The sequence below is a fragment of the Desulfomonile tiedjei genome, assembly GCA_016212925.1.
Taxonomy (GTDB): domain Bacteria; phylum Desulfobacterota; class Desulfomonilia; order Desulfomonilales; family Desulfomonilaceae; genus JACRDF01.
Map to the genome: position 1 here is coordinate 1 of JACRDF010000022.1, position 12,117 is coordinate 12,117.

General features: G+C 53.7%; 12 protein-coding genes. 2 read left to right on the forward strand and 10 right to left on the reverse strand.

Annotated elements, in window-relative coordinates; translation table 11 throughout:
- Positions 1-177: 177 nt before the first annotated feature.
- The 7 genes from HY913_09570 to HY913_09600 form a co-directional block, all read right to left on the reverse strand.
- Positions 178-1,419 (reverse strand): ABC transporter permease, encoded by a 1,242-nt coding sequence (locus HY913_09570; GenBank protein ID MBI4963511.1) that lies wholly within the window; start codon positions 1,417-1,419, stop codon positions 178-180.
- Between the two features lie 47 nt (positions 1,420-1,466).
- Positions 1,467-1,883, reverse strand: coding sequence for a hypothetical protein (locus tag HY913_09575; protein MBI4963512.1), 417 nt, complete (start codon positions 1,881-1,883; stop codon positions 1,467-1,469).
- Positions 1,880-2,545, reverse strand: a complete 666-nt coding sequence (locus HY913_09580) for an ABC transporter ATP-binding protein (protein MBI4963513.1) — start codon at positions 2,543-2,545, stop codon at positions 1,880-1,882. Before HY913_09580 ends, HY913_09575 begins: the two co-directional genes overlap by 4 nt.
- The gene (locus HY913_09585) at positions 2,538-3,794 is read right to left on the reverse strand and encodes an ABC transporter permease (protein ID MBI4963514.1); all 1,257 of its coding nucleotides are present in this window, start codon (positions 3,792-3,794) and stop codon (positions 2,538-2,540) included. The genes HY913_09580 and HY913_09585 overlap by 8 nt, the downstream gene beginning before the upstream one ends.
- A gap of 291 nt (positions 3,795-4,085) precedes the next feature.
- Positions 4,086-4,433: a hypothetical protein gene (locus HY913_09590; GenBank protein MBI4963515.1), complete on the reverse strand. Its 348-nt coding sequence runs from the start codon at positions 4,431-4,433 to the stop codon at positions 4,086-4,088.
- A gap of 231 nt (positions 4,434-4,664) precedes the next feature.
- A complete protein-coding gene (locus HY913_09595; GenBank protein ID MBI4963516.1) occupies positions 4,665-6,050 on the reverse strand; it encodes a hypothetical protein in 1,386 nt (461 codons plus the stop codon).
- A gap of 33 nt (positions 6,051-6,083) precedes the next feature.
- Positions 6,084-6,917: an RDD family protein gene (locus HY913_09600; protein MBI4963517.1), complete on the reverse strand. Its 834-nt coding sequence runs from the start codon at positions 6,915-6,917 to the stop codon at positions 6,084-6,086.
- A gap of 225 nt (positions 6,918-7,142) precedes the next feature.
- Between HY913_09600 and HY913_09605 the strand changes: the two genes are divergently transcribed.
- On the forward strand, positions 7,143-8,156 hold the full coding sequence (locus HY913_09605; protein MBI4963518.1) for a stage II sporulation protein M: 1,014 nt from the start codon (positions 7,143-7,145) through the stop codon (positions 8,154-8,156).
- Between the two features lie 115 nt (positions 8,157-8,271).
- Here HY913_09605 and HY913_09610 read toward each other — a convergent pair whose 3' ends face one another.
- From HY913_09610 to HY913_09620, 3 genes are all read right to left on the reverse strand, one after another.
- Complete coding sequence (locus HY913_09610) at positions 8,272-8,889, reverse strand: cysteine hydrolase (GenBank protein MBI4963519.1); 618 nt, start codon at positions 8,887-8,889, stop codon at positions 8,272-8,274.
- Positions 8,890-9,025: 136 nt separating this feature from the next.
- The gene (locus HY913_09615; GenBank protein MBI4963520.1) at positions 9,026-9,496 is read right to left on the reverse strand and encodes a hypothetical protein; all 471 of its coding nucleotides are present in this window, start codon (positions 9,494-9,496) and stop codon (positions 9,026-9,028) included.
- Positions 9,497-10,017: 521 nt separating this feature from the next.
- Positions 10,018-10,287 (reverse strand): ogr/Delta-like zinc finger family protein, encoded by a 270-nt coding sequence (locus HY913_09620; protein MBI4963521.1) that lies wholly within the window; start codon positions 10,285-10,287, stop codon positions 10,018-10,020.
- A 577-nt stretch (positions 10,288-10,864) separates the two neighbouring features.
- Between HY913_09620 and HY913_09625 the strand changes: the two genes are divergently transcribed.
- Positions 10,865-12,061 carry a PAS domain S-box protein gene (locus HY913_09625; protein ID MBI4963522.1) on the forward strand — a complete coding sequence of 399 codons (1,197 nt, stop codon included), beginning with the start codon at positions 10,865-10,867 and terminating at the stop codon, positions 12,059-12,061.
- Positions 12,062-12,117 lie beyond the last annotated feature (56 nt).

The following is a 12,117-nucleotide window of genomic DNA, read 5'->3' on the forward strand; positions in this document are numbered from 1 at the left end:
CGCACGGCCGTGCGCCCCTACTCCGCGATCTCCGCGGCCTCTGCAGTGAAACGGTTTTCTGCGACCGCTCCGCGTAAGTGAATGGATACGAGGACGGGCGACCCCGCGTTCCGCCGGGGGCCGTACCTACCGAGCCATTCGCGATTCAGTCATCGTTTTTGAGAATCATTATGAGTGCTAAAGACTTCGCAGTGCTTCCATCACCTTGATTCCGGCCAGTTTCCTTCCAATCAGCGCGCCGGCCACACTGCTGATCACTGCCGCAACAAATAGAGACACCACCACCGTCTGGTACGACAGGGCAATGGGCAGAAACACCGAGTGCACGTTCATCTTTGCCATGTGGCCGATCCCTGCCGGGACAGGGCTGAGATTCCACGGCACAGAGAGAGAAATCTTCATAGTACCAAGCAGATAGGCCGCCACGTAGCCGAGCAAGATCCCCATCACGCCGCCTGCCAGCCCCAAAAGGAACGATTCGGCCAACACGGTGACCGCGATATCGTTCCTCCTCCAGCCCACCGTTTTCATGATGCCTATCTCCGCGATGCGTTCATTGACCGAACCTGAGAGAATCCTGTACGTGATGGCAGCAGCAAACAAAAATGAGAGGATGCTGATCATGGACGAGAATCCATGGGAGATTCTGCTAAATCCCTTCATCATGTCGCCGATGTTGTCCGCGGTTGACACAATGGCGCCGGTCAAAATACCGGCCAATTCTTTGCGCACGGAATCCGCGTCAACCCCTTGCTTCAAGCGGGCAAAGAGCACATTTGAAGTGTCGGCCTCCAAAGCAGCCATAGCCTGAGCCTGTTCGATGGCAACGTAGGCATTCGCGGAGGATATGGTGTTCCCCTCCTTGAGTTCCACGAGGCCCACTATACTGAAAGGTTTCCCGCCCAATTCCATACTGTCTCCGGGCTTCTTGCGATAGAATTTGGCAAAGTGTTTCTCCAGCAAGACCTCTCGGCCGTGTCCGGACAGGGGCTTGCCGTCCACAACCCACTGCTGGGCCTTTGCAGGGCCGATGGACGGCGGCTTAAGATTTATCCCCGATATGACCACAAATCCTTGGGCGGATTGGTCCCACAGCAGTAGGGACGGGCTCAACGATTCGAGACCTCTGATCTTCGCAATACGCTCTGCGTCCGCACCACGAATCGGTTGATTGGAAAAAGGCAATCTTATGCCGGCCGTTGATTCCGTTGTCTTGGAAGACAACGGCTGCTGAATTATCAGGTCCACATTGAGCTGGGAAAAGGGCAGGTTTATCAATCTGCCGTACGCATCGGACAGCGTGGTGAAAGCCACATAAAGAGCGATCCCTATGGACAGACCTCCTATGGCCGCAATCGACCTGCCTTTACGGGCCGCCAGTTGCCGAAGGGCATAACTTATGTTGATCATTCTAAGCATATTTCACCTCCTCGATACGATGGCCGCTAAACTCTTGCGGGCCCCCGTCATCGATTCATCGAGACAATCAGTTCTTCCAGGTCCTGGAAGGTCCATTTTCCTTGAAACTGGTAGGGACCTTCTCCCGACGGGAACCCCATGAAGGTCACACGCTTTCCCTTCACGTCGAACGTATGGGTGCCGTTGATGTAAATCAGAAGCGGAATATGCTCTCGAATGCCCTTCTTGTTCATGAACTCCTTGCCGGTTTTTTGATCGAAATCAAACCACAATGGTCGAATCTTACCGGCATGGCGCTGGATCAGGGACTTGAGCCCTCTTATTGTCGGTTGCATGGGGCCATGGTTCATGAACAGGATTTCGAGGGTGACAGACTGATCGGCTACGCATTTTTCGCCGATCTCCGGGCCGAGTAGGCTTGCGCAAAGCACCACCAGCATAGTCACGAATATGAAGCGTTTCATGACTCTCGCACCTCCCCGTCATTCATGAAGAGAGAGCGATGTGCTTGCTTTGCAATCGCTTTGTCATGCGTGACCATGAAGAGAGTCACCCCGTTTTCCGAGTTGAGCTGCCTAAGCAAGTCTATGATTTCTTGTCCGGTCTTGGAATCAAGGTTCCCGGTGGGTTCGTCACACAGGACCAGGGACGGCTCATTAATAAGGGCCCTCGCTATGGCGACGCGCTGGCGTTCTCCGCCGGAAAGCTGTGAAGGAAGATTGGCAGATCGCTCTTCAAGCCCGACTTTTTTCAGCAGCGCCCTGGCTCGGTCTCTCCGTTCCTGTGATGAGATACGGGTGGGGTATAGCGGAATCCCCACGTTCTCGATTGCCGGCAATGTGGGAATCAGGTTGAACGTCTGGAACACAAATCCCACTTTGTCCCTGCGAAGCAACGCCAGTTGATCCTCGTCGAGTTGGCTCAAGTCCTGGCCCTCGAGAAAGACGGTACCTGCCGACGGGCTCTCAAGGCCGCCCATCAGAGCCAGAAGCGTACTCTTGCCCGAACCCGACGGGCCGAGAAGTGTTACAAACTCTGCTCGGTTGACGGATATGTTGACGTTCCTTGCAGGCTCTATGCCTTGAAAGCTTTTGCAAAGGTTGTGAGTTTTGATGATTTCATTCATAGCGAAAGACCTCCGAAGGTTTTAGACGGGTTATTGCTCGAGCTATTGCCCAAGCGCTTGTCAGGCCGATAACCAAAGCTCCGGCAAAAGCGGAAACCAGTAGCAGGGGAGAAATGGATACTGACAGCTGCACGTCACGTGTAAGCTGATCTCCGCCGCCCGGCATGAAATGGGGCCGGGGAGACATTTCCCATGGGATTGGAATTGAAATGGTCACAAGAGCCAACATCTTGGCCGCTATGATCCCCATCAAGACACCGAGGATGGTGCCGATCAAGACCACGACAAGCGTCTCGGAGCCAATCTGGACAATAATGTCTTTTGTTGTCCACCCAACGGATTTCATCGTGCCGATGTCGGCCTTTCGCTCTTGAACGTTGCCCGCCGCAGTCCGGGCGACTAACACAAGAGCCGCAACTAGAGCCAGAATGGAAATCATCCCGGAAAAGCGGTCCGTAAGCGAAAAGACACCGCCAAGCATTTCTCTGAAGGAGGAAGGACTGGACACGCTAGCCTTGTCACCCATCAGGCCTTTGATACTTTCTTCGATGGTGTCCACCATGTCTCGATCAGTCTGAACAAAAAGAAGGTTCGAGTCGCCGGGACTGAAAGTGTGCACTGCCTTTACTTGTGGCGAATCGGCGACCAACTGTCGTGCCTGGGGCAAGTTCAGGTAGACTTGGGCCGCAGCCAGTTGGCTGACCCGTGAAGAATCCACTACACCGACAACCTCAAACTGGTTGCCCTGAATGTCCATGGTTTGACCAAGTTCCGGATTTCCCTTCCCCGCGAAGGACAGGTCGATCACTACCTTGTTAGCATCGTCTTTTTCGAGGAACCTTCCCGATACAAGGGCCTTCTTCAGGAGTGACGGCCCCGAGACGGCATACGGTTCCAGTCCCGCGATGATCCGGAAGCCCGTCTTGTCAAAGTCCCATACCAGCAAGGCTTCGCTGACGGACTGCACGCCCGCCAGTTGCGATATGCTCCTGACCTCTTCCTGGCGAATGGGGGCCACCGAGCAGGGTAGTACAAGTCCTTCCATTTTTTCGGGAACGTCGCCGGCACGCTGAATCGTTAACGTGGCGCCCATGTCCTCCATCGGGACCCGAAACGCCTTTTGAAACGAACTACCAACGACATTCACTACGATGAGCACACCTATCGAAAACGCTATTATCGAGATGTTTACAGACGTCCTCCTCCACCGATGGGAGAGTTCGCTGAAAACATAATTCCAGTGAATCATGCTTGACTCCTTTGGAAGAGCGGCGCGGTCTTGAACGCGGCCGAGCGGTTCGGATGCACCGCGGTCCTTTTTCAAAGCGGCTGTTGCTGAGGCTCAATTCCCCATTCCGCACGAGCCGGATACTGCCGGCACGGGTGCAAAAACGCTGAAGGGAGGTTGTTCTTCGGGCTTCCACCGCGACCATTAGTGGGGACACAGCCGAAGAAGACCGAAGTAATCAGCTCACGTGACCGCTTTCTTTATTCGAAAACGAACAAACAAACGCTTAGAGGACTAAGTGGAGGGGCTATATCAAAAGAGGAAGGATTGCTTTTCCAAAATAATGGGAGAGGACCTTGCCAGCGGAGTACATGGGGTGGGGTGAATGGAATAGCCATGCAGGTCCACGGGGAGGATGGTTGCATGGACAACTGTGACCGGCGTGTGATTCGCTTCAGCCACCGCAGTGACAATCGACTTCAAGGCCTGGAACTTCAGCTTCTGAAGAGACTCTGCAAAGGGTTTTGCTTTTTGCTCCTTCTGGCCTTCGTTGGAGAACGGGCAGGCCGTGCTGCATTGCGAAACCCCGGCACAAGACTGGCCGTAGAAGGTTTGGCAAAAGGAACCCTTCGCTCGCACGGGGCAGCTCGTCTTGGTCACAAAACACTCCGGCAGCGGGAAACTCGAACATGTCAGAAATGCAAAAACCAATACTATGTTGAGGCTTCTGCTCCACATAAGGCCCATTTACACCCATTCCAGGACTGTGTCAAGAGGGAGGCCGCTGCAGCAGTAAGAATTCACGTGCAGGTGGGGACAGACTGCCATTGCGACGCCGCCGGAACGCGGAGGAAGCGATCTCCTTCTTCAGGAAAAAGACGTGGACGATAGCTATTTTCGCGATTTGTTTTGAGAGGTGCTATAGTCCATCTCCGACAGCATCTGCAGGTCAAACCCTTCTTTGCGATTTCTGATGTCGTAGTAGAACACCACCATGCTTACGGCCATGAATATCCCTGCCACAAGGCCGGCTATCTGGGCCACAAACTGTTTCACAACGGTGCCCAGCCAGCTTGGTTCGGAAAGGAAAAGCGCCAGCAGGGTAGCGGGCACGTTGAAAAGGATGTCAATGGCGATCCACACCAGGATCAAAATGTGCAAAAGGATTATCAGCTTTAAGAAGTAACCCCTGGGCCAGGGGCCTTCCGCCTTGCCGGAAAGTAAATTCCAGCTCCGCTTCAACGCGCTGCCGTACGCCACGCCTTCAATTATGACCACTTTGTCAAACAGCATCAGTTTGGTTATCCCGTAAAAAGGTATTATTGCCAGAAACGGCCATGTTACCACGGACCACCATCCGGATCCGGTCACCTCTCGAAACGCAAAAAAGATAAACGATCCCGATATCATTGGAAGCGCCACCATCCCAATCGCGGCGAGGCCGAACAAGCAAGTCGTCAGAAATAATCGGCCGAGTCTGCCGAACACAAAGCGATACGCCTCCTTGATCATTATTGGTCGGCCGATGTATATGGATGACACCGCATGGATCATGGCCCCCTGCGCAAGATAGAAAACCCCGATCAAAAAGACGAAGGCCGAAGGAATCAAAGCTGCGCCGGCAACGATAAGAATCCAGGTAGGAAATCCGCCAAGACTCTTCCACGTAAGCCCGACTATTCCGACTATTATTGCCGCGACTATTCCTATAGCCGCCATAGCCAGCCACGGTATCGCGTCTATGACGAAGAGCTTCCAAAAATGGCGCCGGCAGATTTGAAATGTGCGGTCAAGGATGCCTGCCAGCGTTAGAGGTTCAATATCGAAGGCCCCGGAATCCTCATCCTCGGCGGTCTCTTTTTGCGCTTCAGGTTCCGGCGGTTTCATTGACAAAGGCCGTGGTGTTGAAGAAGGCGTGACCGGCTCAGGCATAGCGACAAATTCGGTGGAATCCGCGACTTGCGTTTCAGAGAGCAGCTTCGTGCCCGGTAAGATCTGGGTCCCTGCAACGTCCCGCATGATAGGTGGAGGCAAGGGAGGAAAGACTTCCACCGCTGCTCCGAGCTTCTCCAGCAGGTCAACGAGCCGGGATGCCTTCTTCAAGCTTGCTCGGCGAGTAAGGGTCCAGGGGACCTTTTCCAATCGAACCGCAATTTGCTCCACGGGCAAATTCCTGATTATCCGAGCTAGACCTCGAGTAACCCTGGCTTTGGTGGACGCATCCTGGATCTTGGTAATTACAACTGTGTAAAGGGTTTCCGAAGGATCGTCGGCCATAGAATCCCCTCTTTTCATGACGACTTGCAGCTTCTACAGAATCCTGGTTCTTTCGGTGTAGCAAGTTTCGAGTTTCTCCAGTGCCTCTTCGAGATCCGAAGCGATGGCACTGGGCACAAAAGGCTTCCGGAATGCTCGCTCATAAATTTCTCGCGCGAGGCGCTCTCTGGGCTCCGCGTCGAGACCCCGGCGTCTCGAAAGAAATCTCGAAACAAGCTGATAATCTTCCACGGTCATTTGCGTTGCCGCTTCACGGATCTCCGCATCAGACTGGTCGCATTCCCTGGACGATTCCAGAGTCACCGGCCTGCTGACTTCCCTCTCGGAAATGACGAGGGTCCCTGCTACCAGGTCTCCCAGGCGCCTGTTCCTGGAGTCCACGAACATTACGATAAGCCCCAGGGGATAGATTTCTGCAAGGATGTCGACCAACCTGAGAACATTTCGAACCATCGAGTCGATAAACGTAATGGGGCGGCCGTCTCTGCGAATGACCCTAATATTTTGCCATCTCTTGCCAGGGGTCGACCCGTCCCACAGGTACTCAAAAAGTATGAAATAACCTATAACTATGATGCCGTATGTGAGAAACGCCAGAGCCAGGACCCATTGGCCGAGCATGGCTCTCAATTTGATCAGATAATCCCATCCCAACGTGGACCGGCTGGTGAAAAATGCCAGGAGCGCTACCGTCAAAATCAATGTGACTACGAATCCTAACTGAACCAGCTTATCGACGAAATAGGCCAAAAACCTCCTGCCTATACCCGCCAACTCCACCTGCAATTCAAAATGCTCGGCCGTTTCAATAGAAACCGTTTGCCGGTTTCCTTTTATAGCTGTTTCTTGACGTGATATCATAGGCACGGATAATGTCGCGACCTTGGCACTCAGCAAAGGACGCTGAGACTGCCGGTGGGGTTCCTGAGTGGCCCTATACTAGAGAAGCCACGCACTGACGGGGGAGCCGGCAGTGGTACCCTTAGGCATTGGCAAACAAACTTGTGAAACGGTCTACTGGAGCAGATCCGACGCCTGCGGCGTGGCTGAACCTCTGATTGTCGTGTTTTGCACAGACCCCGAGAGGCTTGCGTGAATATAAACCAGTTCATCGCGGAACGCAAAGGCGAATGGGAAAAGCTGGAGGGAATAGCAAAAGATTTCAAGCCCGGCAAAGCGAATCGCCTCAGCCGCGCGGATTTGTGGCAGTTGGGCAAGCTTTATACCGCGGCCGTTTCGGACCTGGCCCTTCTGAAATCCTCCGATTTGGCGCTGGATCCCGGCAACGAGGTGATTGCCTATCTGAACAGCCTGGTGATTAAAGTTCACGGGATGATCTACAGAAAGCCCGCGTTCCGATGGATGACCATTCCTCGCTTCATTTTGACTGAATTTCCGGGAGCTGTCCGCAAGACCCTTATCTATACGGCTGTTGCCTGGTTGATTTTTGCTTCGTTTTTCTTAGTCGGTTTCGTTCTTGCTTTGACCGAACCGCAATTCATTGAACTTGTCGTTCCACAGCGTATTATTTCAACAGTTGAAAAAGGTCAGGTCTGGTTTAGCGATCTTCACGCGGTGGCGCCACTGGCCTCCAGCCAGTTGATGACCCACAATGTTTCGGTTACATTCCTGGTTATAGCGTCAGGCATAACCTTTGGCGTTGGGACAGTATACCTGTTGGCCCTGAACGGTTTACTCATAGGAACGGTGGCTGCCTTGTGCTTCCGCCACGGTCTTTCGCTCGAGTTCTGGTCGTTTTTGCTGCCTCACGGCAGCATAGAACTGTCGGCCATATTCATTGCCGGGGGGGCAGGGCTGATTCTCGGTCACGCCCTTCTCGATCCGGGCCCTTATAAGCGGGTGGAAATCCTTTCCGTGCGGAGCCGACCTGCGGGGCGTCTTGCTCTTGGATGTGTGTTCCTTTTGATTATGGCGGGACTGGTAGAGGCTTTCCTTTCACCGTCCCCGTTACCGGCTTGGTTCAAAATCGCTTTTGGAATAGTGATGTTCGCGTCGCTCTGGGCATTCCTTCTCATGTCAGGACGGCATGCCGGGGAGGCAGGAGCTGATGAAGATCGGTCAGGCATGGGAGCGGGTTCGCAGTGAAAAAGCCGAACGCGGCGGACAGGCGGCCGATGGACCGGCGCGTCAACAGTGACCTTGCCCGGTAATGCCCTCCTGGTAGAACCAGCACAGGCCGCGATCCACGCCCGACAAATTATTACCTGAATTGCTTTTCTGAAGGTGAATCGCTATTGGAGACAAGCCGGTCGCCGGCCGCCAATTCACTGGTCAATTCCGAGACTGTCATTACTCGAAAAATGGGTGCAAGAAGAAATTTGTCATAGAGCTGCAAAGTTGTTTCATGAATAGCAGGCTTGTGGCACGCGCACGCATCGGAGACTATGATTGAATTAAAGTCGTTCTGCACCGCGTCCAGGGCCGTGAGGAGCACACACACGTTTGTAACTATTCCGCAGACCGCGACGGTATGAGCGCCCCAGGTGCGAAGGGTCTGGTCCAGGTCGGTCTTGTAAAAAGCGCTCATGCGCCGCTTTGGAAGGTAAAGATCCTCAGGTTGCATCTCAAGTTCATCAATCGGCATGTCTCCGCCTGTCCCCCGAATAGCATGAGGAGGCATTCGGCCCCGAAAGATGAAATCGCCTTCCATAAAGCTGTCACATGCAAAAACCACACGGCCCCCGTAGCGTCTGAAGACCTGTGTCATCTGAAGAATAGACGGGATAATATTCCTTGCTTCCGAATCCATCAGGCCATGGCCCGCGGTGTTGACATTATCCTTAATCATGTCAACCACAATCAACACGTGACCCGACAACTGAACCTCCTGAACTTACGCGAATTCCTACAGTTGTTCTCAGAAGTTTTGTTGGAGCGAAACAGCATTGCCGGACGAGCCGGCAGTGGTCTCCTCCAGGCAACCGGACATCACTTCGGAGAACCGTTAGGACTCGTCATTTCTTTTCCGATGGCGAGGGTGGGAGGATGAGCTTTTCTCCTCCCTTGAGAATATTGAGAGGGTCCCACCATTTGGTTTTGTCGCTCTTTGTGTCCGGCTTCTTCTCCGGGGCTCTACGAGCGGTATCGGCCTTTTCTTCCTGGCTTGACGATTCCGTCTCCCCTGGTGGCCGGGCCTTGGCCTTATCGCCGGGTTTGGCCTGGTCTTCAGTCTTTTTTGGGGAAAAAACGATTTTCCCCCACCTGTTTGCGCGCTTGTCGTAGGAATAGACCGCTATTGTCTCGCCTTCGCGGCACTTGACCCACCATTCGTCGAACTCAGCGCGATACTCCACGTCAACGATCTTGCCCGAGGTCGGGACCTCGAAACCGGTGATGGTCTCTTTCTTCTTTTCGGCAGCATGAACGAATTGGCTGGCAATCAGAAGGCAGAGAACAAGTGGCAAGATGGAGCGTGCTCCGGTCATGGCAGGATTATTCCCCATCGAACGAGTATATCCCTTTGGCGTTGTGAGCGGCTATTATTGTTGCAACCGGCAATGTCCTGATGATCGCGACGGATTATTTCCGTGCCTCGGCCCGGATAGCATAAAACGGATCGCCGCGAATACCAAATGAATAATGCTCATGGTCCCGTGGTAGGGGCTTGCATCAGCCCCTTGAAGGCGTCCAGGGGCATACAGCCCCGGCAGCGTTTTCATCCTTCGAGACTTCAGTGCGGGCTAATACCAGTTCGCAATAAATAACCTGACTTTGGGTGGACAGGTGGCATGTCTCCGGAGCGAAGTCAGGTCCGCCGTTCGCAGAGGAAGAGACATGCCGCCTGTCTTATAAGGAAAATGGCGAACTGGTATAAAGCCGTCCGTCGGCCCCCTTGCGGCTGTAACACCAAAAAATTGCATTTTTTTTGAAGGGGCGGCAGGAGAAGCAGGGGCCGGATCGTTGGATAAGCTTCTCCCGCCCGAAGGTGGAGACTGCGCTAGACCCCCTATTCTCCTTTTTCTCGACACACAAGGTCTTTCAGCGCACTGGACGACCAAACCGCCAAAGGGCCGCAGGCCCCACGAGGGTCTACGCGGCAGCGATACCCCGTTTTATCGACGCCTTGGCCTTCGAGCGCTTGCCAGCTGTTCTTGAAATAGCAGCATTCGTCGTTAAAGCAAACGTGATGAATCTCTCCACCCCACGTCGATTCGAGAGGGGTCTCTATAGGGTCCATTTTAGACCCGCAGTGGGGACAAGTTGGATCTTTTTCCATTTTCTAGGTCTCCTTGTATTCTGGCACACGGTCCGGCGGCCGGCCGGAAGGCCCTGTCGCCGGCATCTCCTGTTTGCGCGATACAGATTGATCGTCGCGTCTTATTCGTAGGTGTTTGAGGAATAACACTGTCGACATATATCTTTTTTATAGGTAACCTTTTCTCCTCAAGGAAGCAAGGGGCTGCTGGGATTTTATCCCCCGCGGAAACGGATTATAACAGGTGTCAAAAATGGTGACCGATTACGAAAAGCCCCTCTTAGAAATTGGTACGTCGCGGCCTCCGGAAACTGTCTCAAAACCCTGAAATGGACGGAATTCAGGGTAGGGGCGCTTCGAGAAGCGCCCTGATTTCGGGCTGTTCCCGAACCGCCCCTACCGACAATGCCGTGAAATTGTCAGTTTTGAGACAGTTTCCCCGTGTCGGCACGTTTTTCGGATACCAATCCACTGGTTCGGCCTGGTGTCCCTGCCGTTCTTTAATAATGTTACATGTTTGATCGCGAACCGGTGAATGATCTGGAAGCAAGATCAATGTATGGGTTAGCATAGCGAAAAACGCCAAGGGACCATCGACATGATCGACGACAACGGCAAAACCACTGAACCCGCTGAGCAGCTTGAGGAGCCGATCGAGAAGATCATTCTGCGCAGCATGAACGAAGGTGTCATCACGGTTGAATGCAATGGGGACATCCATACCGCGAACCCGGCTGCTCTTAGGATCTTGGGGCTAAACGAGCAGGAAATCCACGGCAGGAAATTTGACTCTGTGTTTTCCCAGCCGAAAAACGCGCCTTTCAGGGACGTTTTTGCCCGCGTTCAGGCGGGTGTGGGAACGGTGCACGAGCAAATTCAATTCGAGCGAAATGACGGCCAAATGCTGGATCTGGCGGTCGCCACGTCCTTTCTGGAAGTGGATGAATGCGTGCCCGGCAGCCAGACCGTCGCTATAGTTTTTCGTGACATCACAGCGTTCAAGTCTCTGGAACGCGTTAAAAGGCGTGCCGTTAATCATCTGTCCCACGAACTCAAAACTCCTCTTGCCATTATCAAGGCCTCGACAGAGTCCCTTGCTAAGCTCCGTCAGGCTGACTCGAAGTCTGCTGGCGCTCTGGACCGAATTCTCCGCAATGTTCAGAGGCTTAGCAATATCCAGGTCCTCGTGGAGCAAATCCTGAGCCCTCCCGAGTACAGGCCTCAAACGTTGCAGGTCTTGCCGTTTGTCGAGGGAATCCTCGATGATCTTCGAGAACGCTCACGCCACCGGTCATTCGATCTTGTCTCTCATATCGAGGATGTGCAGACAGAGACGCTGGATCCGAACATCCTGCGACTTGTCCTGGAAACCCTGGTTAAGAACGCGGTCGAGAACACCCCGGATGATGGAGAGGTCTCCGTTTCAGTGCAACAGGCACCGGAAGGAATCCTGGTCCAGGTCCGGGACCGTGGAGTCGGCATACCTGTTGAGGATCAAGAATTCATATTCGAGGGGTTCCATCACACCCAGCCCACAGTGGAATACTCCACAAAAAAGCCGTTCGATTTCAACGCGGGTGGTGCGGGCCTGGAGTTGCTCAGATTGAAGGCATTGGCCGAGCTTGGCTATTTTGAAATTGCCTTCGAGACTTCCCGGTGCAAATATGTCCCGACGGGTCGGGACCATTGCCCGGGCGCCATCGCGTCATGTTCCCACGTGCAAGACAATGAAGGATGCCGCGAATCCGGTGGCACTACGTTTTCAGTGCTTTTCCGGCAACGTGTGAATCGATGATGCCCTGCCCATACCCGCACTCCAACGCGTTTGTAGCAATATCAATGACCCCCTCA

What these genes read in the sequence shown, in the direction of transcription:
- HY913_09570 (MBI4963511.1), bottom strand. Translation starts at nt 1,419, where the DNA reads ATGCTTAGAATGATCAACATAAGTTATGCCCTTCGGCAACTGGCGGCC.
- HY913_09585 (MBI4963514.1), bottom strand. Translation starts at nt 3,794, where the DNA reads ATGATTCACTGGAATTATGTTTTCAGCGAACTCTCCCATCGGTGGAGG.
- HY913_09625 (MBI4963522.1), top strand. Translation starts at nt 10,865, where the DNA reads ATGATCGACGACAACGGCAAAACCACTGAACCCGCTGAGCAGCTTGAG.
- HY913_09615 (MBI4963520.1), bottom strand. Translation starts at nt 9,496, where the DNA reads ATGACCGGAGCACGCTCCATCTTGCCACTTGTTCTCTGCCTTCTGATT.
- HY913_09620 (MBI4963521.1), bottom strand. Translation starts at nt 10,287, where the DNA reads ATGGAAAAAGATCCAACTTGTCCCCACTGCGGGTCTAAAATGGACCCT.
- HY913_09575 (MBI4963512.1), bottom strand. Translation starts at nt 1,883, where the DNA reads ATGAAACGCTTCATATTCGTGACTATGCTGGTGGTGCTTTGCGCAAGC.
- HY913_09580 (MBI4963513.1), bottom strand. Translation starts at nt 2,545, where the DNA reads ATGAATGAAATCATCAAAACTCACAACCTTTGCAAAAGCTTTCAAGGC.
- HY913_09595 (MBI4963516.1), bottom strand. Translation starts at nt 6,050, where the DNA reads ATGGCCGACGATCCTTCGGAAACCCTTTACACAGTTGTAATTACCAAG.